Genomic DNA, 23317 nt, shown 5'->3' with positions numbered 1-23317 from the left:
TATAATAGAAGATAAGTGAGCGCAAAGGAGGTGAGCAAATGCCATATACGAGAAGTAGAAAAAAAGAACGGAGTCCGAAAGTCTTTCTGTTCATATCTAGTTTCACGATTTTAGTTGGAGCCATTGTTTTCTATTTATATGCATACAAGCCGGCGGCAGAACAAGATAAAATTCACGTCGCATTCAAAGAGGCCTTATTAGAAGAAGACCGTACCTTTTTTGAAGAAAAAGTCGAATATCTTGGTGAACCTTTAACGCGAGCGGAGGCTCTGCGATTTATGGGGTGGTTGAACGATGAAAAGTCCATTCGAGGAGAGGCCATCGCAGAAGTTGCGAAAGACCGAGCCAACCGAACGTCGGGTATGGAGGCGGACGGATTATTTCGTTTGATCGACACGGGGGAAGGACGGTATGGCTTTTCTGACTATCGAATTGAACTACTCCCACAACGGATTGATGTGACCTCGGATGTCCCATTGACGAATATTTGGATTGATGGACAACAGGTAGGACGGATTGATGAAGCCGATGATACGTTATCGTTTGAACAGATGCCGGGACAATATGATGTCAAAGCGGTGGCGGTGACAAATGGAGAGACGGTCACGGAAACCGAAACGATTCAATTGATATCTTCTAAATCCATTGAGTATGCCCTTATGCCTGAATCGAACGAAGCCATTGCCGGACAATTTGATTTGAAGCGGGCTGAGTTGATTGAAATTGAAGTGGAGGCTCAAACGGGTCACTCACTCGAAACGGTCGATTCTTTAATTGGGCAGTCTAGTCAGCAAGTTCAAGAAACGCTTGGTGAACCGGCTGGAAAGCGTGAAGGAAAATGGGACTATGAGCGATTGGCTATCACGTTTAAAGATGAGGAAGTGGAATCGATTCGGGTCGACCTCGATAAACGACCAGATGATTTGATTGCCCTCCTCGGTGAACCGAAAGCGAAGTCGGAACACCCACTCGGAACAGAGTGGGATTACGGTCAATCGTTCTTCGAATCATTCTTTACGTTCTTTGGTCTTGAGACCGAGAAACAGTTTATCGAAAAAAACGAGGCAATGTATTTACTGATCCAATGAAAAAAGAGGGACATTCCACAATGGAAGCCCCTCCGATACATAATCTTATTTTTTACGCATTGATTTCATAACGAACGATACAATCAAGATTAGGATAATCGCACCGATAAGAGCCGGGATAATCGCGATATCCGCAACGATTGGTCCGAAGTTACCAAAGATAAGTCCACCCAACCATGCACCGATAATCCCCGCGATGATGTTACCAATGATTCCACCTGGTACGTCCTTACCTAAAATTAATCCTGCTAACCAACCGATGATACCTCCGATAATCAAATAAAGAATAAACCCCATCATTCATTTCTCCTTCCTCTTTTTGCCCATTGTTCTTTACAACGATTTTGTGGAACAATGGAAGTATTGATGTTTATTTTAAAATGCCTTACAGTTCAGATTATTCCCATGTGACAACATTTAAAACATATACCACGAAAAAAAGATGAAAATGAAAGGTGTGGTTTTCATGCTGCACGTCGATCGATTGAACGGCGGATATCTCGGTAAACAAGTTTTGCATGACATTTCGTTTGAAGTAAAAAAAGGGGAGCTCGTCGGTTTGATAGGGCTAAACGGAGCTGGAAAATCGACGACAATCAAACACATTTTGGGGTTATTGTCACCCCTCTCCGGAAAAATCGAAATTGATGGTGAGACATTAAATTCCTCTGAAAAGAACTATCGTAAAAAAGTAAGTTACATACCGGAGACACCAATTTTATATGAAACGTTAACGTTGCAAGAACATATTGAATTGATGGGGAAGGCGTACGATGTGAATCCGGACGAGTTGGCTGCGCGCACGAAACGTTTGGCGAAAGAGATGCGAATGGAAAAACAACTCGCCTGGTTCCCTTCCGTCTTTTCAAAAGGGATGCGTCAAAAAGCGATGATCTTGTGTGCGCTTGTGACGAAAACGCCGCTCTTGATTGTTGATGAACCATTTGTCGGTCTCGACCCACTAGCGATTCGTCAATTGCTTCAGTTGTTTGATGAATATAAACAAGACTGTGCGATTTTAATGTCCACCCATATCCTCGAGACGGCAGAGCGGCACTGCGACCGATTCGTCTTCCTCCATCAAGGAGTCGTCATCGCAAGCGGAACAGCGGCGGAGTTACGTGACGTGTATCGATTGTCGCCTGATGCGACACTTGATGACATATATGTAGAAGCAATCGCTTCGGAGGAACGGTCGTCATGAATCGATTTACAGCAAGGCTCGGGACCTGGATGGAAGAGGTCGTCAAGTACAGTCGCTACGTTGCAAACGGAGGACTGCTGTTCACGCTCTATTTCACCTTGATTTACGGGGCGTTCGTCTACAATAGCTTCTTAGAACGAATCGATGGGACATTCCCCGGGACGTGGATTGCTGCGGCGGTCCTTTTAATCATGCCGCTCGGTCATCGCCCGCGAACATTCGTCCAGGAGGCGGATCAAGTGTTTTTACTTCCAGAGTTAGGAGATATTCGTTTCTATATGATCGGGGTGCGTTTATTTAATCTTGTTTTTGCTGCACTACGTGGATTGCTCGTCCTGCTCGTTTTACTTCCGCTCCTCGTACGGACAGAGAGTTATTCGAGTATTGAAGTGTTATCTTTCGTCGTGACGATGGTCATGTTGTCAGCTGCAGGCCGTTTGGCAAAAGTGGAAGGCGTGCGTGAATGGACAATCCTACCGTTTGCGCTCGTGAGCGGCGCTTGTCTTCTAATGGATTGGACAGCGTGGGCATGGGTGCCCGCGTTCATGCCGTTCGTTTTCTTACATGTGAAACGAAACGAGCGCATCCCGCTCTTACACTGGTTGGTGCTTGAGGAGAAGAGTCGGGCTCAGTTTGAACGAGTCATCAGCTGGTTCGTCGATTTGCCGACCTTGAAAGAAGAGGTTCGAGAGCGCCGCGTGTTGACGCGGCTTCTAGAAAATCGGGTCCTACGGCGCGTGGACGCTTCACGTTACGTGTACGGACTTCGTATTCTCCGTTCGAACGACTCACTTGATTTAATTCTGCGTTTGACCGTAGTGGCGATCATTGTCATGTGGATGTCGGGAGAATGGTACGTCGGCTTGGTTACGCCACTCTTTGTAGGCTTGACCGCGTTACAGCTCGTTCCTTTATTTAAACGGTTAGAAGCGATTTCCATCGTTTCCTGGCTACCGATTACACGCGATGAGCGAATCGCAGGGTATTCGTGGTGGGCGATGCGACTGCTCGTCATCCAGTCCGTCGCTCTAGTGATTGCATCTGTCGCTTTTGGTGCCACATGGGATGCGGCGGTCGGATTGGTCTTGTCTGTCATGGTCACACGCTATTACTTGAGTCGATTGAATTAAAAAGAAGGACATCCTGTGCGGGATGTCCTTCTCACGTGAGTAGATTATTTTTTAGGTGACATGACCGATACGCTCGAACCGAGAATCTTCGGTAGGCGTCCTGGTTTCTCGGTTGTTTCTTCGACTTCACCGTATGCCGATACACCATGTTCTGCGATGTCGAGGCCGACATCTTCTTGTTCTTCTGTGACACGGAGTCCGATTGTGACATCGAGAAGTTTCAAGAAGGCGTAACTTCCACCGCCGGCGATGACCATCGCGATCACCACACCGAGTGTCTGTACACCGAGCTGTGTCAATCCGCCACCGTAGAAGAGTCCGGCAGAACCGATCCCTGTGATCTCAACGAGTCGAGGCGATGCGAAGAAGCCGAGTGCGAGTGTTCCGATGATTCCTGCGACTCCGTGTACGGAGAAGGCGCAGAGCGGGTCATCCACATACTTCGCCATCAAGATGCTCGTTCCATATGTTGCGACCGATGCGAGTGCCCCGATGACGACGGCTGCCCACGGTTCGACGAACGCACATGCTGCCGTGATGGCGACGAGCGCCCCGAGTACTCCGTTGACGATTGTCGGGATATCTGCCGTCTTCCGATGGAGCATGACGATGGCCAGAGCACCGAGCGCACCAGCTGCTGTGGCGAGCATTGTTGTCAATGCGACGTAACCGAAGAATCCGTCAGCGACCGACATTGTCGAACCGGCGTTAAAGCCGAACCAGCAAAGCCAGAGGACGAGACCACCCACGACTGTTAACACATGGTTATGACCAGCGAGTGATTCCGTCTTACGACGTGGTTTCAAAATGATTGTTGCCATGAGAGCCGCCATCCCACCTTGAAGGTGAACGACCGCCGAACCTGCGAAGTCTTGCATCCCCATTGATCCGAGCATTCCACCAGCCCATACTGAGCGAGCGACGATTGGATAGAGGATGGCAACGAAGAAGATACCGAACAGAACGTAGGCAGAAAGCTTAGCCCGTTCCGCAAATCCACCCCACGCGATGGCGAGAGAAACTGCAACGAATGATAACTGGAATAAGAATTTGACGTCGATGGAGACGTTCGCCCAGTCGAGGCTTGTGAACGATCCGCTTAAGAAGAATCCTTCTGTTCCAAACCAAGTTGTCCCGTCACCGAACGAGAGACCGAACCCGACCGCCCAAAAAGCGAGTGCCGCCACAGAGAGGCTGATAATTTGTTTGACCGCGACGTGACCGGCGTTCTTCGCCCGAAGCGTCCCTGTCTCGAGTAATCCGAAACCTAATTGCATCGTCAATACGAGCAATGCAGCGATGAGTACATACAGCGTGTCCATATAATAGAGAATGTCTTCCATGTTCATGCCCTCCTTTTTCTTAGGTGCTTTCCAAAAGTTGACTTCAGTGTAAAACGAAAAATTCATGCTGGATTGCATTTTGTCAGATTATCTGACATAGTTTTTTTATTAAGGAGGCGAGGCTGAATGGACTATAAATCGAAGAAAGTGATCGGGATTGGCGTTGTGACTGAATTGACGGGACTTTCGGAGCGTCAAGTCCGGTATTATGAAGCAAAAGGTCTCGTCTTTCCGGAACGGACAAAAGGTGGTTCACGTAAATATTCTTTTCATGACGTGGAACGTTTGGTCGAAGTGGCAACTAAACTAGAGGATGGATGGCGAATTCAAGATATTAAGGAACGAGAACGACGATTGTCGACAAAACAGCGGGATGATTTGATTCGAGGTCAATTGAATTCTGCCTTCCGAACATTTCCGACAAAAAAATGACACAAAGAAAACACAATGAAAATGCTTCACATTAGCATAATTCTAATTAATTTCTGTATAATGTTTTTGAGTTCACAAACACGAGAATAAAGAGTGTAGGAGAAATTTAGAGGGGAATGACGCGACGTATGAACGATACTATTTTAAAAGCGTTTAAAGGAGAGGCGACAGATTATGTACCTGTATGGTACATGCGCCAAGCCGGACGCTACCAACCGGAATATCGAGAGATTAAAAAGACGAGGTCACTATTCGAGATCACGCATGATCCTGAACTTTGTGCATATGTCACGGAACTTCCGGTGAAACAACTCGGAGTCGACGCGGCCATTCTATATAAGGACATCATGACGCCACTTCCGTCTATGGGAGTCGACGTCGAGATCAAGAGCGGGATTGGCCCGGTCATCGACAATCCATATCGAACGATGGAAGATGTGGAACGTTTGAAACCGTTAAACCCGGAAGATATCTCATACGTCTTTGACACGATTCGTCTACTACGGGAACGACTAGAAGTTCCGCTTATCGGCTTCTCAGGCGCACCGTTCACATTGGCGAGCTATATGATCGAAGGGGGACCGTCGCGGAACTACCATCGTACGAAAGCACTCATGTATGCAGAACCGGATGTATGGAATGCATTGATGGAAAAACTCGGCGACATGGTCATCACGTATGCGAAGGCGCAAGCGGATGCCGGCATTCAAGCGTTCCAATTGTTTGATTCGTGGGTCGGGACGCTAAGCCGCAAAGATTATGCACGTTACATCAAACCGACGACGGAGCGTATTTTTAAAGAACTACGTTCACTCGACATTCCGCTCATCATGCACGGTGTCGGAGCGAGTCATCAAATCGAGGAATGGCACGACCTTCCCCTTGATGTGGTCGGGCTTGACTGGCGTCTGTCAGTAAAGGAAGCACGGGACCGTGGCATCACAAAGGCGGTTCAAGGAAACCTAGACCCGTCGTTCTTGTTAGCTCCATGGCCGGTCATCGAAGAGAAGGTAAAGGAAATTTTAGATGAAGGAATGAAACAGCCAGGTTACGTCTTCAACTTGGGACATGGGGTGTTCCCTGAAGTCGACCCGGCCGTACTCGTCAAATTGACGGCATTCATTCACGACTACTCACGCGAAAAAATGGGAGGCAACGAATCATGAAAACAGTCGGACTACTTGTCATGGCGTACGGTACACCGTACAAACCAGAAGATATCGAGCGGTATTACACGCACATTCGCTACGGACGCAAACCGTCACCGGAAGCACTTCAAGATTTGACGGAACGTTACGAAGCGATTGGTGGAGTATCTCCACTCGCAAAAATCACGATCGATCAAGCGGAGACGCTTCGTGACATCTTGAACGAGCGTCATGTAGGTGAGATCGAGTTCAAACTGTATATCGGACTAAAACATATCGAACCGTTTGTAGAAGACGCGGTCGCACAAATGGCGAACGACGGCATCAAAGAGGCGGTATCGGTTGTCTTAGCACCTCATTACTCGTCATATAGCGTCAAATCATACAACGGACGTGCTCATGAAGAAGCAGCGAAGTATGGCATCGACATTCGTTCGGTAGAGTCGTGGTATGATGAGCCGAAGTTTATCAAATGGTGGGCGAATGCGATTAACGATACGTATGCGGCATTGCCTGTACCGGCTGAAAAAACATGTCTCATCGTTTCGGCGCATAGTCTCCCTGAGAAAATCTTGGCTGGTGGCGACCCGTATCCGGATCAGTTGAAAGAAACAGCTGATAAAATTGCCATTGAGACAGGCGTCCCACATTATGAGATTGGTTGGCAGTCAGAAGGAAACACGCCGGACCCATGGATTGGACCAGATGTCCAAGATTTGACGGCTGAACTTTATGAAAAGTACGGCTACGAGGCGTTCGTCTATACGCCGGTCGGCTTTGTTGCAGACCATCTCGAAGTATTGTTCGATAACGACGTCGAGTGTAAAGTTGTCTGTGACCGCCTCGGTGTTCACTACGCACGTCCGGCTATGCCAAATGCAGAGCGAAGCTTCATCGAAGCCATCGCGGATCGAATGGAAAGCGTGATTGTGCATCATGCGTAAATTCACGATTGTCGGTGGTGGGATCACAGGTCTCACCGCCGCTTTTTATGCAGAGCGTTATTTGCCGGAAGACGTGACCATCACGTTGCTCGAGGCGACGGATCGCCTCGGAGGAAAGATTGATACGTATGAAACGGGCGAGTTTGCGGTGGAACGTGGTCCGGACTCGTATGTCTTTCGTAAGACTGCGATGACGGAATTGATTGAAGACGTCGGTTTAGGCGATGAACTCGTTCGCAATGGCGTCGGTCAAGCTTACGTCCTTCACCATGACGGGCTCCACCCGATTCCGAAACAGACGGTGATGGGGATCCCGCTCGACGTCAATGCGTTTCGTGAGACGACGTTGCTTTCGGAAGAAGAGCACGAGGACTTAAAGCAGATGTTGCTGTCCCCTCCAGATGTAAAAGCGCCAGACTCGGACGTCTCACTCGGCCTCTACCTTCGTGAGCGTGTCGGGGACCCAATCGTCGACCGATTGATTGAACCGTTACTCTCTGGTATCTATGCCGGAGACATCGATCAAATGAGTGCGATGTCGACATTCCCACAGTTCATCGAGGGAGAAAAGAAATACGGCAACTTGTATGAAGGGATGCGACACTTACGTCCTGAGCAACGAGTCGCGGAAGTCGGGGCAAAGAAGGTTGGTCAGTTCGCCTCGTTGAAACGTGGACTCAAATCACTGACGGACCGCTTGGCAGAACGGTTGGACCGAACTGAAATCGTATTAAACTGTTCCGTTGAACAAGTATCCGAGCGTGAGGACGGGTACCGCCTCTTCACGAATCGCGGAGATATCGACACGGACCATCTCGTGTTGACGGTCCCACCGCGTCTCATACGTCAGTTCCTCCCGAAAGTCGATAGTGACTTCTTAGCGGATATGAAGCCGCATGCGACGGCGACGTGCTCACTTGTCTTCAAAAAAGAAGATATTGAGCTTCCGTTCGTCGGGACAGGGTTCGTGACGAGTCAAGAAGCGGATGTGACGATCACAGCATGTACGTTCATCGACCAGAAATGGCCACATGCCGTGCCGGAAGGATATCATGTCCTTCGCGTCTTTTTAGGTCGCCCGGGGGCAGATGAGATTGTCGAAGCATCCGATGAAGAAATCATCGAGACAGCGTTACATGATCTTCGTGGTCTCATGAAAATTCACCGTGATCCGATTCAGACAGTCGTCAGTCGACTTCGTGATGGACTGCCTCCTTATGCGGTCTTTCATGCGGACCGTGTCAAAGCACTCCGGGCCGAGATGAGCCGGGTATACCCAGGCGTCATTCTCGCCGGAATCGCCTATGACGGGATTGGGATGCCGGACTGTGTGAAGAGTGTACGGGAACAAGTGAAAGCATTGCGTGAAAAAAATTGAGATTTGATGAAGGGAGGGTTCGGATTGTTCCGAATCCCTCTCTTTTTGTTATAGTAAGAAGCGAAAGAGAAAAAGGAGTGATGGAAGATGGCAACGTATAAACTTTTTGTATCAGACATGGACGGTACGATTTTGCACAACCACACCAAAATCGCGGATGAGACAGCGGAGATCGTTCGTGAAGCAGAGGCGGCAGGAATTCGCTTTGCGATTGCGACGGGGCGCAACTATGTGAATGCGAAACAGATTTTAGACGAGGTCGGACTCTCTTGCCCAATCGTATCGTCGAATGGGGGACGCGTGCTTGACACGTCGGGAGAAGTCCTTCACGAAATCGATTTGACGATTGATGAGGCGCTTCAAGTCATCAACGTCCTTCATCAAGATGACAAGTATGCGGACGTCTTTTACGAAATGTACACAGAAGCGGGACTCGTAGCGAGCCGTGGCGACTTGATTGAAGCGTCGATGAAAAACTTGAAAGCGAATGGTGACGACCGCTCGCTCGAAATGTACGAATTCTTTAAGAATCGTTATTACGTCAATGAAGACGTCAAAATTGTTGATGACATTGAGAACTTTATCCGAGAAGAAGCTGGACGTGTCTATAAGTTCATCGCGTTCTCAAGTCATCTCGAGAAGATGAACGGGCTTTGGAAAGAAATCGAAGACCAAGTCGAAGGGGTGTATGTCACGTCTTCAGGCAATGACAACATCGAAGTGATGGCACACGGTGCAGATAAAGGGAACGGTGTGACAAAACTTGCTGAACACTATGGCATCGATTTATCTGAAGTCGTCGTCATCGGGGATAACTTGAATGACGTGCCGATGTTCAAAGTGGCCGGTAAAGGGATTGCGATGGGCAATAGCCACGAAGACTTGATTGCCATCAGTGACCATGTCACCGAACGTCATGATGAGTATGGTGTGGCGAACGCATTGAAGCGCGTGATGACAGGTGAGTGGAAGTAAAAGATTTGTCGAGAACTCGTCTCGTTTCGTATAATACGAGTAACGAACATTCGACTAGGAGGAAATAAACTGTGAAATTTATTTTTAATCCGGATATCCGCGACCCGAAGATCAACTTGGCGGTTGAAGAGTATATCCTTAAACATCTGAACGTCGACCATGAAGATTACTTCTTGTTCTATATTAACGGTCCGTCCATCATCATTGGGAAAAACCAAAACACATCAGAAGAAGTCAACTTGAAGTACATCGAAGAGAATGGCATCGATGTCGTTCGACGTCTCTCAGGTGGTGGTGCTGTCTATCACGATGAAGGAAACTTGAACTTCAGCTTCATCACAAAAGACGATGGCAACTCGTTCAACAACTATAAGAAGTTCACACAACCGATTGTGGATGCGCTTCGTAACCTCGGTGTCGAGGCAGAGCTGACAGGTCGTAACGACATTCAGGTTGGTGAGCGTAAAATTAGCGGGAACGCCCAATTCACGACGCGTGGACGCATGTTCAGCCACGGGACGCTCATGTTCAACTCGAACATCGAAGAGGTCGTGAACTCGCTTAACGTCTCGGAAGAGAAAATGCGTTCAAAAGGAATCAAGTCCGTTCGTAGCCGTGTGGCGAACATTACTGAATTTTTAGAGCTTGAGATGGAAATGGAACATTTCGTCGAGGCGCTCCTCCATTCGATTTATGATGGAGAACAACCGGAACGCTATGTGCTTCGCGACGAGGATTGGGAAATCGTCCATGATATCTCGAAAGAACGCTATGCGAACTGGGACTGGAACTTTGGTAAGTCGCCGAAGTTCGATGTTAAGTCGAAACGTCGTTTCCCAATCGGGACGATCGATGTCCGCTTGAACGTCAACAAAGGAACGATCACAGAAGCGAAAATTTATGGAGATTTCTTTGGTGTCGGTGACATCCAAGACGTCGAGCAAGCGCTCGTTGGGACGCGTTTCGAACGTGCGGCCATCCGTGAGCAATTGATGCAACTCGATTTGAAACATTACTTCGGAAATGTCGAGCTCGAGGAATTAGTCGATTTGATTAGTTAAGTTAGTCATGGCGGTCTCTACGGAGGTCGCCTTTTTTTGGCAGTTTCGTGAACGTTGATCATACGGATTGCACCTCGATGGGAGAAGGCGTATCATAATTTGTGCAAGCGCTTTCGTAGCGGCTGATTAAAAATAGGAGGAATCACTATGTATCGAAGGCTCAGTGAATGGATGGACCCGAGTCGGATGTGGGTGACAGAACAATCGACATTTGAACGTGCGATGATGGCGGTAGGTCTTGAATTAGAACGAAAAGGCATGGTCAGTTCTTCATTTACGCGAGTCGTTCTCGATCAAGAATCGATTATTCCTTCCGGGGTAAGTGATGTCGCTGTGCCGGTTGCGGTCATTGATGTTCCAATCTCTATAGCGAAACGAGATGGCATTTCCCTGCTTCACCTGTTGAACTCGTGTGAAGTAAAAACCATCACGGGAGAAACGATTCAAGCGAAAGCGATTTTATTGATTACGGCTACGAATGAATCAAAAAAACAGAGCTATCATAAACTGATTGATGATTTGCTCATGGATGATGAATCTCTTCAAGCGCTCGTCCATGTGAAAAGTCGAGCCGGATTGTTCCACTTGCAGACGAACTTTTTGGAAGCGTTTTCTTATTGAAACATTTCATGTACAATAGAAGTAATTGAAAAGAGCGCGGACAACGTGCTCTTTTTTATGGCTCAAAAGTGAATCATCATTCATTTAAAGGGGGATTACCATGGCAAACTTAGTCAAGTCACTACAAGAAGTAGTGATTGCTCACCCGCAGAAAGCAGCGTATGTGTTTGGGGAAGACACGGTGAGTTACGGACAGTTTTATGGGCAAGTCAAGGCGATGGCGTCGACGCTTGAGCAAAAAGGGATTGGACAAGGCGATCACGTCGCTCTCGTTCTCGGAAACAGCCCTGCGTTCCTGATTGCATATTTCGCAGTGTTGTCACGTGGAGGGGTCGTCATTCCGATCAACCCTACATACACGCCTGATGAAATGGCCTACATTCTACTTGATGGGGATGTAAAGGGAATCGTTGGCTTATCACCGCTCGTCGCGCAGGCGGAAGCGGCACTCACGAAGTTGCCTCACTTAAAACTCGTGATTTCCGTTCCATATGCCGATGTTCCAGCATTGAAGCGGGAAGGGGCGATTGAATTCATCCCATTCGTAGAAGCGTTTGCCGAAGCAGAAGGGACGTTCATCGAAGTCGACGAGGATGAAGTTGCCGTCATCCTCTATACGAGTGGGACGACCGGAAAACCGAAAGGGGCTCTGCTCACGCATCGAAACTTGTTCTCAAACGCACATTCAATCGGAGAGTATTTAGACATCACTCCAGAGGATAAGGCATTGGCGGCATTGCCGATGTTCCACGTTTTCTGTTTGACGGTCATCGTCAATGCACCACTCCTTCGAGGGGCGACGATTGTCATCTTACCGAAGTTCTCACCACAAGATGTGTTCGACCTAGTACCAAAGCACCGTGTGACGTTATTTGCCGGTGTGCCGACGATGTACAATTTCTTGTTACAGACGGCGATGAAAGTACCGGCCTACACGTCTGCATTGAAGCATGTCCGCGTGTTCGTCTCAGGAGGGGCAAGCTTACCGGTTCAGTTGCTCGAGTCGTTTGAGCAGATGTTCGAGTGCAAGATTCTTGAAGGATACGGTCTGTCGGAGGCGTCACCGGTTACCTGCTTCAACCCGCTCCATGGCGAGCGAAAAGCCGGATCGATCGGCCCTTCCATCGTTCACGTCGAAAATAAAGTCGTCGACGAGCTTGGGGAAGAAGTCGGCGTCGGTGAAGTCGGGGAATTGATTGTACGTGGACCGAACGTCATGAAAGGGTATTACAAGTTACCGGAAGAGACGATGATGACACTTCGGGACGGATGGCTCTATACGGGCGATTTGGCGCGACGTGACGAAGATGGTTACTTCTATATCGTCGACCGGAAGAAGGATATGGTCATCGTCGGGGGCTATAACGTATACCCTCGTGAGGTAGAGGAAGTATTGTATCAACATCCGGATATCGTCGAAGCTGCCGTCATCGGTGTGCCGGATGCGGAACAAGGAGAAGCGGTGAAGGCATTCGTCGTCACGAAACATGAAAATGTGACGAAAGAGGACATTCGTGCTTACACACAAACAAAGTTGGCGAAATATAAGCAACCGACTTATATTGAGATCATCGAGGAACTTCCGCGAAACACGACCGGAAAGATTTTACGAACGGTCTTGAAGAGCGAAGCATTTCAAAATAGTTGAGTAGAGAAGGGCGACTTAGTTCGCTCTTTTATTTTTCTTTTTGTTTGACACTATTACGGGGTAGGGGTATATTAATGGTGAGGTGATCAACATGGGTGAATTTATGCATGACCAACCACTCGTTCCGCGTGATGATGCCGAACGGGAGGCGCTCGGGAAACGTCTAAAACGAATCGAAGGACAAGTCCGAGGGATTCAAAAGATGGTCGAGAACGACCGCTATTGTGTCGATATTTTGACTCAGACGTCAGCCATTCAGGCCGCTCTGAAGCAAGTCGAGATGCAACTGTTAGAGCGTCATATGCGCAAGTGTTTGGTTCACGCAAGCGAGACGGAAAACATGGAACCTTACATTGATGAGTTGATGACGATCGTCAGCCGCATCAAAAAATAAGGAGGGATGTCATGAAAACCGTTGAGTTATCCATACAAGGAATGACCTGTGCGGCTTGTTCGGCACGAATTGAAAAAGTATTGAATAAGATGGACGGAGTGGAAGCGACGGTCAACCTTCCGCTTGAGACGGCGACCATTCGTGTCGATGAAGGCATTACAGAAGAAGAGCTGATCGCGCGGATTGAGAAAATCGGATACGGGGCCGAGCCTAAAGTAGAGATGGCGCCGCCGCATGACTTACGTCCATTACAGCGGAAGGTCATCATCTCTGCACTGTTGTCGGCCCCATTACTCCTCGTCATGTTGACGCATATCCCGGGACTCGGATTTCATGCACCATGGCTGATGAACCCATGGTGGCAATTCGCCCTGGCGACCCCCGTTCAGTTTTGGATTGGGGCGCAGTTTTATCAAGGGGCATATAAGAGCTTGAAGAGCGGTTCGGCGAACATGGACGTGCTCGTCGCGACGGGGACATCGGCCGCATACTTCTATTCCATTTTTGAAATGATTGTGCACCCGATGAATCCACATCTCTATTTTGAGACGAGTGCCGTCCTCATCACGCTCGTCTTACTTGGGAAGTGGTTAGAAGGACGAGCGAAAGAGAAGACGACCGATGCGTTGAAATCACTCTTGTCGCTTCAGGCGAAAGAAGCCATCCTGTTCGTTGATGGTGAAGAACGGTCTGTCGCTGTCGAACTCGTCAAAGTAGGAGACGTCCTCGTCGTGCGTCCGGGAGAGAAAATTCCAGTCGATGGACGAATCATCGAGGGAGAGACAGTCATCGATGAGTCGATGTTGACAGGAGAATCGATTCCAGCGGAGAAGACGGTCGACACCGAAGTCGTCGGCGGAACGATCAATCAGTCCCATCGCATTCTCATGCGGGCGGAACGAGTCGGGAAAGAGACGATGCTCGCTCAAATCGTACGTGTCGTCGAACAGGCACAAACAGATAAGGCGCCGATTCAACGTCAGGCTGACCGCATCTCGGGTGTCTTCGTGCCGATTGTCGTAGCCATCAGTGCCCTCACATTCGCGGTCTGGGCATTCCTATTAAATGATATCGATACGGCCATTCGGGCATCGATTGCCGTACTTGTCATCGCCTGTCCGTGTGCCCTCGGTTTGGCAACTCCGACATCGATCATGGTCGGAACGGGACGAGCGGCAGAACAAGGTGTGTTGTTCAAAGGTGGGGGGCAACTCGAATCACTCAATGAATCAAACATCGTTGTTTTTGATAAAACAGGGACATTGACGAACGGGACACCGGAAGTGGTGGAAACGTTCGGAGATGAAGCGATGCTCCGCCGTGCCGTCATGGCAGAACGGCAATCGACGCATCCTTTGGCAGCTGCCATCGGTCGGGAAGTCGGCGACGGTGTCGTGACGAAAGTGGAAGAGTTAGCCGGACGAGGAGTCAAAGCGGTCGTGGATGGGAAAGAACTCATCATCGGGTCTGTTCGAATGATGGAAGAGCTCGGATACAACTTGCCAGATTGGTCGATGGGGGCGATGACCCCGGTCTACGTTGCGGATGAGAGCGGGATTGTCGCGGCGTTCGGGCTACAAGATCAATTGAAACCGAAAAGTCGTGAAGTCGTGCAAGCCCTTAGTCAAACGCGTGACGTGTACGTCTTGACGGGTGACCGGAAAGAAGTCGCCTACGCGATTGCCGACGAACTTGGCATCCCTCATCATCAAGTGATTGCCGAAGTCCTTCCGGTTGAAAAGGCGGACCAAATCGAACGCTTAAAACAATCCGGTCGCGTTGCCATGGTAGGGGACGGCATGAACGATGCCCCGGCACTTGCGGTGGCGGACGTTGGGATCGCATTCGGGAGCGGTACGGATGTCGCACTCGAGGCGGCAGATGTTACAATTGTAGGGCAAGACATTGAAGGCGTGAGTCGAGCGATGAATATGAGTCGTTTGACGATGAAGAACATTCGTCAAAACTTGTTCTGGGCCCTTGCCTATAATAGTCTTGGTATCCCGGTCGCTGCAGCAGGGTTACTTGCCCCATGGATTGCTGGAGCAGCGATGGCGTTCAGTTCGGTGTCTGTCGTCTTGAACGCATTACGATTAAAAACACAAGGAGGATCATCATCATGAAAGAAACAACGTTAACCGTAGAAGGTATGACATGTAATCATTGCAAAGCTGCCGTTGAAGGAGCATTAAATGAATTGAATGGTGTCGAATCAGCGACGGTATCGCTTCAAGAGCATCGAGTCGACGTGATCCATCAAGATTCTGTCTCACTTGAGACGATGGTGGAGGCAGTCGAGGAACAAGGATATGACGTAAAAGCATAATCATCAAAAGTCTCGAGTGAAATCGGGACTTTTTTTGTGGTATTCAACGAAAAGGATGTGTGCTATATTTAAGTTGATAATGAGAATCGGTATCAACGGGAGGCGGACATCATGGAATTGATCATGATCAGTGGAGTGTTGGCGATGATTAGTGGGGGCGCGGCATTTTTGACGCAACAGTTACGAACAAATTCAGTACGCTGAAGAAGGTGCGATTTCGTTGCCTTCTTTTTTCTTTGACTTCATTTCTTTCCCATCATTTCACGACAATTGTTTGATATGATGAGAAAAAACGTGTTGAGGTGACTTGAATGTATACAATCTACTTAGTCGACGATGAAGCAAACTTAAATAAAATGCTCGTCACGTATCTAGAACAGGAAGGATACAACGTTCGCTCATTTGCGGATGGGACATCTGCACAAGAAGCGATTCCAGATCAACCGGATTTGTGGGTGCTCGATATCATGTTGCCAGACTTGGATGGATTTCAATTGTTGAAACAAATCAAAGCCGTCAATGCGAATACGCCGACGATTTTCATTTCGGCGCGCGATGAGGATATCGACAAAATCATCGGACTCGAGATGGGTTCGGATGACTACATCGCCAAACCGTTCCTTCCAAGGGAACTTGTCATCCGTGTCAAAAAATTGATTGATCGTGTCTACGGTTCGAAGTCGAACGAGCATATCGAATACGGGGAGTACACGATTTATCCGGATAAACGTCTAATCAAGCACGGAGACGAAGAAATCGATTTGACTTCGAAAGAATTCGATTTACTGCTACTCTTCCTCGAGCATCCGGGCTCTGCCTTGTCGCGTGAGCAGATTCTAGAAGGTGTTTGGGGGAACGACTACTTCGGATCGGACCGCGTCGTCGATGACTTGGTGCGTCGTGTCCGGAAAAAATTACACCGTCTCGAGCTCGAAACGCTTTACGGTATCGGTTACCGTCTCGTCAGACCATGATGGACGCCCTTAAACCGAAGCGGCTCATGTGGAAGATTTGGGTGCTCATCTTACTCATTATCGTGACGCTCGCGCTCATGATTTTGATTACGGTCCGTTCATCCATCACCCAGTTCATCGATGAACAAGTATATGAGACGTTACGAGATGTGGACTATTATTTAGGGAACACGAATGAGTTAGAGAATTATCCCCAAAACCCGATTGAGTATGATCGACGCCAACAAGAGTCCCGTTCGGTCAACCAATTGATCTTTCTCCCGAACGGACGGATCATCTACGGATCGGCACCGCTTGAATTGACGAACCGCATGTATCAGGAAGCGTTAAATCAAAGTGGTCAGGTCGAACGGTATCAGACTACGATTGACGGAGAGGACGTCTATTACATCATTCGTCAAAATGAATACGATGGAACGATTGTGTATCAAGCCTCTTACGCATGGGATGCCTATCGTCGTGAGTTGGTGTCGACATTATATTTGCGAATATCGATTCTGATAGGTATCATCAGTCTCTTATCGCTTATCCCCGCCTTATTGATGTCGCGGCAATTGACGAAACCGATCGTGGAGATGGAACGGGCCGTTGAGAAGATTTCGAATCGACAGTGGGAGACCGCTTTACCATTAGATCGTCAAGATGAACTCGGTCAGTTGGCCCATTCGATTGATGCCATGCGTAAGGAATTAAAAGAGCAGGATTTGGCACAACAAGCGTTGCTTCAAAACATATCCCATGACTTAAAGACACCGATCATGGTCATTCGTGGATATGCCCAGTCGATTGGGGATGGGATTTATCCGACAGGAGATTTGAAAGGTTCTGCCGAGGTCATTGATGAGGAAGCGTCTCGACTCGAGAAGAAAGTCGTCGATTTGTTGTACGTTACAAAACTTGAATATTTCAAAGGACAAGAAATGAAACTCGAACCAATCAATCTCGACAAGTTGATGGAACTGCTCGTCGCGCGCTTCAAACTCAGAGGCCAGCTCGATTGGGAAATCAATGGAGAAGGCGGCGAGATGCTTGGCGATGGTGAACAGATTCGGGTCGCGTTTGAGAACGTGCTCGACAATGCACTCCGTTACGCGGAATCCTGCATCCGCATCGACCTACGTCAAGATGACGCCGGCGTGGAAATCACCATCTTTAACGATGGGCCACCAGTTGATGAGAGTTTAGACTTGTTCCACCAATTCTCTCGAGGGAAGCAAGGGAAGTTCGGACTCGGTCTGTTCATCGTGCAGCGAATTGTGACGCTTCACACAGGGGAAGTGTCTCTGCGAAATACAGGTGACGGAACTTCAGTGCGATTTTACTTTCCCCGACTCAAGTCGAACCAACCTTTAAAATCGAATGCTTGATTTTCAAAACCAGCCAGGAAACGGCTGGTTTTTTCATGGGAAATAGACGAAAGCCGATTTGCGGGGCGGATCAAATCCTGGTATGAATGACATGTAAGTCACTACATACGTTATGGGGGATGAAAAGATGAGCAGATTGACCAATGAAACGAGAGCTTTAATTCCTGTATTTAACGAGTTTGGCGAAGCGGAGACACTTGTGTATCAACCGGAAGGCGTCATGCGGGTAAAGGGGTCGCCAATCGACTTATTGGAACATGCATGTCTATACTACGGGTCGAGCATTCAAGGTCGAATCGAGGCAGCGCGACACGTCCTCGGACCACATCGAAAGACGCCGGTCGTCATGGATTGGCATGCGGATGCCGTCTTCTTTCCGACGATTGCCAAAGAAAGTCCGGATTGTGCGTGGATTAACTTTCAACACGTGACGGCCATCAAGAGAGATGGTAAAGAGACACTCATTCAGTTTTTGACGGGGGAATCGGTCAAGGTACACGTGTCCGACCATACCGTGTCTAGACAAAAACAGCGGTCAATCGAATTATCGTACGCTTTTCAAAAACGTTTCCATGACAGCACATTGCAACACGCTTAAGGATTGAATTCAATGACAAACCCCTCTATGATGAAGAAGAGATATCATATGTGTATTTGCACATCTTCCGAAAGCGAGGGGTTTTTATGTTTTTTGAAAAAATGATTGAGCGAGGGAAACTGGTTATCGTGTTTCTTCTCGTCGCAATCGTCGTGGGTGTGCTGACGTTCTTCCAGCTCCCTAAACGTGAGATTCCGGAAACCGGGATCAATATCGTACTCGTTCAAACACCGTATCCTGGTGCGACAGCGGAAACGGTTGAACGGAATGTTACCGGCGTGTTAGAAGAGGAACTACGTAGCTTAGAAGGAGTAGAGAACGTGACGTCGATTTCGGCTTCAGAGTTCTCGAACATCACGGTCGAGTATGCGGATGGAACCGATCAGGCAGAGTTTCAGGCGAACGTTCGACAAGCGTTGTCGGATGCGACACCTAAACTTCCTGAAAACGCGCTTGCGCCAACGGTCAATGATTCACTCGGGCAGTTACCTGTCGCATCGTATTTATTGACAGCAGACGATCGTGAATCATTTGAGGATGTTCGATCAGACATCGAACAATTAGAGTCGAAACTTTTGCGAACGGATGGCGTGACGGGAGTCACGATCAGAGGGTTACCAGAGCAGGAGTATGTTGTGTCACTTGATTCTGAAGAGCTGAATTCACGTCAACTTGCCTTTCCTGATGTGTTAACGGCCATTAACGAAGAATACAAGACGACACCGCTCGGACGTCAATCGACTAAAGAGGGGATTTATCAACTAGCAATCGATAACTTGACGAATGTAGACGACATGGAGCAAGTCATCGTCGGCTCATTCAATGGGGCACCTGTCTTACTAGCAGACGTCGGAACGGTCGAAGAGACAGCGAAAAGTGAAACCGATCTCGTTTCATTAGACGGAAAGCCGGCTGTTTCGATTACAGTTCCGATTGAATCAGGCTTGGATATTCCAACGATGCAAGACCGCGTCAATGACGTGGTCGAAACAGAACTTGGAGACTTAGATGGTTTTGAGCTCGTTCCTTATTATGAACAAGCGAAAGCAGTCGATGCGATTTTCTCATCGTTGACTCGTGAATTTATTGTCGCCATTATCGCCGTTATTGCCGTGACGACGATTGGTCTAACATTCTCTGGCTCGATTATCGTCAGTCTGGCAATTCCGTTGTCATTCTTGATCGCCTTGATCCCGTTACAGTTCACCGGGGTCGATTTGAACCAAATCTCGATTATCGGGGCAATCATCGCCTTAGGGATCTTGGTTGATGATGCGATTGTCGTCAATGACAACATCTTACGACGTTATCGTAACGGAGACTCGGCGATGCTTGGAGCAGTCCGAGGAACGAAAGAGGTATGGGGCTCGATTGTCACGTCGACACTCGCGGTCGTCTTTGCTTTCCTTCCGCTCACCTTGCTATCGGGCGCAAACGGAAACTTTATTCGCGCCTTACCGACGGTGCTAGCCCTCTCTGTCTTGGCCTCGATGGTCATCAGTTTGACGCTCGTACCGATTGCGCAGTATCGTTTGAATCGTAAAGAAGTGAAAGTATCAAAACGTGAACCAGGTTGGCTCGGTGGACCGCTTAACCGACTCAGTAATTTCTACGCCGACCGCCTCTTACCGAGTGTCGCGAAGCGGCCATGGACGTTTGGGATTGTTGGATTTGTTATCACGACGGCATTGTACGGTTTGATCTTACTCACGCCGTTTGAATTCTTCCCGGCCGCGAACCGTCCGGAAGTCGTGACCAGCGTGACCTTCCCCGTTCAAACCGATTTGGACGAGACGGAGGCACGTCTTGAAGAAATTGAAGCGAGATTCAAAGAAGAAGAGGGTGTCGTGGAAACATCCGTCTTCGCAGGTGGAGGTCTTCCTGGTTTATTCACAGGTGGACTCGATCAGTCAGGTGAAAACACGGGACAAGTGGTCGTTCGTGTCGACAACGAGTCAATCGATGCCATCGAATTGATTGATAAGTATACGAACGTGTTGCGTGAAGACTATCCAGATGCCGAAATCTTCCTAGATACGCAACAACAAGGACCGCCGGCATCGGCACCTGTCGAATTCACGATGCGGAGCGAGACGATTGATCAGCTCGTGGCTGCACGTGACCAAGTGAAGGCTGACCTTGAAGAGATTGACGGGGCAATCGTCCTCGATAATATTAAAGAACCGTTCCAAACACTCACATACGAATTGAATCGTGAGGAAATGGCACAGGCCGGCGTGACGGCTAAAACAATCAGTGATCAAATTCGTCTCGTCACAGACGGTGTTCCAATTGGTACATTCGATGACGGGGTAGAGCAGCGTGACGTGAAAATCGTCATTGATGCAGAGGCGAACCGCGAAGCACTTGCCCTTGACGAGATTTTAGTTCCTGTCGAAACAGAAGCAGGTCCACCTGTTGCACCACTCAGTACGTTCGTGACGGAGACGACGACGGAACAAATTCAACAGATTCCTCGTGAGAACGGGGAGCGCTCGGTCACACTCCAAATCTATGCAAGCGAAGGCACGGATGAAGAGGCATTTAAACAAGATGTCGAGCAGGTGTTGGATGACGCGAAGTCGGGGTTAGAAGATGAAGGAATCACGTTCGACCAGTCCGGTGCGAGCGACACGCAGAACGAGTTCTTCTTAGAACTTGCGACATTGTTCGTCGTCGTTTTGTTCTTGATTTACTTGATCATCGCATTCCAGTTCAATTCACTCTCGTTGCCGTTACTCGTCTTGTTCACAATCTATCTCGCGATTGCTGGAGCGGTCGTCGGATTGTTCGTGACACAGACGCCGTTCAGTTTCATGGCATCGATGGGGATGGTCTCACTTGCGGGAATCGTCGTTCGGAACGCAGTCGTCCTGTTCGAGTTTATCGAACAACGCATTCGTGAAGGATTACCGGTCACAACCGCCGTTTACGAAGCAGGGCGCGCTCGGATTCGTCCGATTCTCTTGACGGCGCTCACGGCAGTCGTTGCCCTCTTGCCAGTCGCACTTGGGGAAGACCCGCTCTTCAAACCGCTTGCGATCGGCATCGTATCGGGTATTCTATTCTCAACTGTGTTGACTCTCGTCCTTGTCCCGGCGTACTACCTGATTTTGGCGAAACGTCGTCATAAGGACAAACCATTTACAGAATGATTTAGCTTGAAGATGTGATGCCGTATGGTGTCACATCTTTTTTTGAACTATTTGTCACATGTTTTGGGTGATGTTGTATGGGTATAATTAGAAGAGAGGTTTTGAACAGTATGGGAGGGAATTGAAGATGAACGATTCATATACTTGGCTCAATCGCCGCAAAGTACGACCGGCGTACAGTGTGACTGGGAGCCGATCGTGGTCGAGTGAACGCGTCGTCCGACCAGATCGCGCACGTGGGAAGGTGGTACGTGATGTGAAACGTGTACGTCGTCCGTACGTAGACGAATACGGCAATCGTCGCTGGACAACGGGACGTGTGGTCGTCACGGATGCATCACGCAAAGCGCGGGCGCATGGACATGGCGATACAGCCGTACAATTAGAGTTCTCGACACCAACGCCATATGAACGTGTGAAAGAGATGATTCCAACGAAACGTGTTCTCGTTCCGGTCGTTGCTGGACTCGCGGTCGTCGGTGGGATTGCCGGTGTCGCCTATGCACTTCGCAAAAAGAAGCGGAATAAGAAGAACTAAAAAAATCGCCGAAATTTCGGCGATTTTTTTAGTTGAAGCGTTCAGCGAGGATGCGCTCGAGTTCACGTTGACCGAGTTCACGCATTTCTGCTTCATTCTCTTCATCGTATGCATCATCCGAGAAGCGGCCGACAAATTCAACCTTGCCATTACCGAGTTCACGGAACACTAAGTTTTTGCGATCGTTGTAAAAGACGACACGGTATTCACGACCATTTTCATGATCATAGTTGAAGACGCCTTTGATGTGGTCCATGTTCTTCTCTTCCGGCTGATCCTCATCATCGTCCTCATCTTCTTCTGCTTCAGCAGCTTCGTTAGCTTCATCAAGCGCGTCGGCGAGGACTACCGTTTCTTCTTTTTCTTCCGTCTCTTCCTCAGATGAGACGACTTCTTTTTTTTCTTCTTCTGTCATGTGAAACGACCTCCTTTGCTTACTTTCCTATCATACCCACTTTTTATAGTTGTGACTACTCAAAATGATGCGAACAAACACGGACGACATTCGAAGATGACATGATCAACCGTTGAAATAACTGACGTTTGATCGATTCTGGGGCATCCACGGTCTTGAGCGCCTGTTCCATACATCCAAGCCAATGGCCGGCATGTGTCTCAGAAATAGGATGCTCATGATGAATCATCGCCAAGTTTCCACCGCCACGACGTTCCGAATACAACTTTGGACCGCCGAGCAACTGTGTTAAAAATTCAAATTGGTGCTGTTTGACTCGATCTTGATCTTCCGGAAATAGTGGAAGTAAAATTGGATCGGCATAGACGAGGTCATAGAACGCGTCAACGAGTTGTTGTACACCACGTTCGCCTCCAAATTGTTCATAGGCACTCACATATATTCCCCCTCATACGTTCAGTCTAATCGATTTCAATCGAAAAAGGGAATGATGTAGGCTGTTACTTTTTTGGACAAGGTGTAGAAGAGGTTTCCCTCTACAAATGCTCGGGGATGGTTCATAATGAAGAAAAAAGGGA

23 protein-coding genes are annotated in these 23317 nt (G+C 48.6%); 19 read left to right on the top strand and 4 right to left on the bottom strand.

Annotation, left to right across the window (positions count from 1 at the left end; translation table 11 throughout):
- Nucleotides 1-38 precede the first annotated feature (38 nt).
- On the top strand, nucleotides 39-1088 hold the full coding sequence (locus IRJ25_RS10200) for a hypothetical protein (RefSeq protein ID WP_269318225.1): 1050 nt from the start codon (nucleotides 39-41) through the stop codon (nucleotides 1086-1088).
- 45 nt (nucleotides 1089-1133) lie between these two features.
- On the opposite strand, the gene IRJ25_RS10195 is transcribed toward IRJ25_RS10200, so the two are convergent.
- Entirely contained in the window at nucleotides 1134-1385 is a 252-nt protein-coding gene (locus IRJ25_RS10195; protein WP_047795606.1) for a GlsB/YeaQ/YmgE family stress response membrane protein, read from the bottom strand.
- 169 nt (nucleotides 1386-1554) lie between these two features.
- On the opposite strand from IRJ25_RS10195, the gene IRJ25_RS10190 reads away from it, so the two are divergent.
- The gene (locus IRJ25_RS10190; RefSeq protein WP_082132022.1) at nucleotides 1555-2292 is read left to right on the top strand and encodes an ABC transporter ATP-binding protein; all 738 of its coding nucleotides are present in this window, start codon (nucleotides 1555-1557) and stop codon (nucleotides 2290-2292) included.
- The gene (locus IRJ25_RS10185) at nucleotides 2289-3422 is read left to right on the top strand and encodes an ABC transporter permease (RefSeq protein WP_269318224.1); all 1134 of its coding nucleotides are present in this window, start codon (nucleotides 2289-2291) and stop codon (nucleotides 3420-3422) included. Before IRJ25_RS10190 ends, IRJ25_RS10185 begins: the two co-directional genes overlap by 4 nt.
- A 44-nt stretch (nucleotides 3423-3466) precedes the next feature.
- On the opposite strand, the gene IRJ25_RS10180 is transcribed toward IRJ25_RS10185, so the two are convergent.
- The gene (locus IRJ25_RS10180) at nucleotides 3467-4771 is read right to left on the bottom strand and encodes an ammonium transporter (RefSeq protein WP_264092255.1); all 1305 of its coding nucleotides are present in this window, start codon (nucleotides 4769-4771) and stop codon (nucleotides 3467-3469) included.
- 120 nt (nucleotides 4772-4891) lie between these two features.
- Here IRJ25_RS10180 and IRJ25_RS10175 point away from each other — a divergent pair, with 120 nt between their 5' ends.
- From IRJ25_RS10175 to IRJ25_RS10100, 16 genes are all read left to right on the top strand, one after another.
- Nucleotides 4892-5197 (top strand): MerR family transcriptional regulator, encoded by a 306-nt coding sequence (locus IRJ25_RS10175; protein WP_031421197.1) that lies wholly within the window; start codon nucleotides 4892-4894, stop codon nucleotides 5195-5197.
- Nucleotides 5198-5313: 116 nt separating this feature from the next.
- A complete protein-coding gene (gene hemE, locus IRJ25_RS10170; RefSeq protein ID WP_269318223.1) occupies nucleotides 5314-6363 on the top strand; it encodes a uroporphyrinogen decarboxylase in 1050 nt (349 codons plus the stop codon).
- On the top strand, nucleotides 6360-7289 hold the full coding sequence (gene hemH / locus IRJ25_RS10165; protein ID WP_214782198.1) for a ferrochelatase: 930 nt from the start codon (nucleotides 6360-6362) through the stop codon (nucleotides 7287-7289). The genes hemE and hemH overlap by 4 nt, the downstream gene beginning before the upstream one ends.
- Nucleotides 7282-8667, top strand: a complete 1386-nt coding sequence (hemG, locus tag IRJ25_RS10160; RefSeq protein ID WP_214782201.1) for a protoporphyrinogen oxidase — start codon at nucleotides 7282-7284, stop codon at nucleotides 8665-8667. Before hemH ends, hemG begins: the two co-directional genes overlap by 8 nt.
- 87 nt (nucleotides 8668-8754) lie before the next feature.
- Nucleotides 8755-9642, top strand: a complete 888-nt coding sequence (locus tag IRJ25_RS10155) for a Cof-type HAD-IIB family hydrolase (protein WP_214782204.1) — start codon at nucleotides 8755-8757, stop codon at nucleotides 9640-9642.
- A gap of 71 nt (nucleotides 9643-9713) precedes the next feature.
- Nucleotides 9714-10703 (top strand): lipoate--protein ligase, encoded by a 990-nt coding sequence (locus IRJ25_RS10150; RefSeq protein WP_269318221.1) that lies wholly within the window; start codon nucleotides 9714-9716, stop codon nucleotides 10701-10703.
- Nucleotides 10704-10850: 147 nt separating this feature from the next.
- Nucleotides 10851-11324 carry a PTS sugar transporter subunit IIA gene (locus tag IRJ25_RS10145; protein WP_214817679.1) on the top strand — a complete coding sequence of 158 codons (474 nt, stop codon included), beginning with the start codon at nucleotides 10851-10853 and terminating at the stop codon, nucleotides 11322-11324.
- Nucleotides 11325-11424: 100 nt separating this feature from the next.
- A complete protein-coding gene (locus tag IRJ25_RS10140; protein ID WP_211781599.1) occupies nucleotides 11425-12972 on the top strand; it encodes a long-chain-fatty-acid--CoA ligase in 1548 nt (515 codons plus the stop codon).
- Between the two features lie 91 nt (nucleotides 12973-13063).
- Complete coding sequence (locus IRJ25_RS10135) at nucleotides 13064-13366, top strand: metal-sensitive transcriptional regulator (RefSeq protein WP_196431483.1); 303 nt, start codon at nucleotides 13064-13066, stop codon at nucleotides 13364-13366.
- A gap of 11 nt (nucleotides 13367-13377) precedes the next feature.
- On the top strand, nucleotides 13378-15489 hold the full coding sequence (locus tag IRJ25_RS10130) for a heavy metal translocating P-type ATPase (protein ID WP_214782213.1): 2112 nt from the start codon (nucleotides 13378-13380) through the stop codon (nucleotides 15487-15489).
- Nucleotides 15486-15692, top strand: a complete 207-nt coding sequence (copZ, locus tag IRJ25_RS10125; protein ID WP_074037662.1) for a copper chaperone CopZ — start codon at nucleotides 15486-15488, stop codon at nucleotides 15690-15692. Before IRJ25_RS10130 ends, copZ begins: the two co-directional genes overlap by 4 nt.
- Before the next feature lie 311 nt (nucleotides 15693-16003).
- The gene (locus tag IRJ25_RS10120) at nucleotides 16004-16666 is read left to right on the top strand and encodes a response regulator transcription factor (RefSeq protein WP_015880954.1); all 663 of its coding nucleotides are present in this window, start codon (nucleotides 16004-16006) and stop codon (nucleotides 16664-16666) included.
- A 26-nt stretch (nucleotides 16667-16692) separates the two neighbouring features.
- The gene (locus tag IRJ25_RS10115; protein ID WP_269318220.1) at nucleotides 16693-18033 is read left to right on the top strand and encodes a sensor histidine kinase; all 1341 of its coding nucleotides are present in this window, start codon (nucleotides 16693-16695) and stop codon (nucleotides 18031-18033) included.
- Between the two features lie 127 nt (nucleotides 18034-18160).
- The gene (locus IRJ25_RS10110) at nucleotides 18161-18631 is read left to right on the top strand and encodes a competence protein ComK (RefSeq protein ID WP_074037660.1); all 471 of its coding nucleotides are present in this window, start codon (nucleotides 18161-18163) and stop codon (nucleotides 18629-18631) included.
- Between the two features lie 86 nt (nucleotides 18632-18717).
- The gene (locus tag IRJ25_RS10105; RefSeq protein ID WP_269318219.1) at nucleotides 18718-21786 is read left to right on the top strand and encodes an efflux RND transporter permease subunit; all 3069 of its coding nucleotides are present in this window, start codon (nucleotides 18718-18720) and stop codon (nucleotides 21784-21786) included.
- 127 nt (nucleotides 21787-21913) lie between these two features.
- Nucleotides 21914-22324 carry a hypothetical protein gene (locus tag IRJ25_RS10100; protein ID WP_074037659.1) on the top strand — a complete coding sequence of 137 codons (411 nt, stop codon included), beginning with the start codon at nucleotides 21914-21916 and terminating at the stop codon, nucleotides 22322-22324.
- A 28-nt stretch (nucleotides 22325-22352) separates the two neighbouring features.
- On the opposite strand, the gene IRJ25_RS10095 is transcribed toward IRJ25_RS10100, so the two are convergent.
- On the bottom strand, nucleotides 22353-22739 hold the full coding sequence (locus IRJ25_RS10095; protein WP_015880959.1) for a hypothetical protein: 387 nt from the start codon (nucleotides 22737-22739) through the stop codon (nucleotides 22353-22355).
- 55 nt (nucleotides 22740-22794) lie between these two features.
- Nucleotides 22795-23175: a truncated hemoglobin gene (locus tag IRJ25_RS10090; protein ID WP_015880960.1), complete on the bottom strand. Its 381-nt coding sequence runs from the start codon at nucleotides 23173-23175 to the stop codon at nucleotides 22795-22797.
- Between the last annotated feature and the right edge of the window lie 142 nt (nucleotides 23176-23317).

The organism is Exiguobacterium sp. KJ 601 (assembly GCF_027161185.1).
Classification (GTDB): domain Bacteria; phylum Bacillota; class Bacilli; order Exiguobacteriales; family Exiguobacteriaceae; genus Exiguobacterium; species Exiguobacterium profundum.
The sequence above is the reverse complement of the archived record's forward strand: the minus strand, read 5'-3'. Positions and strand labels throughout refer to the sequence as shown.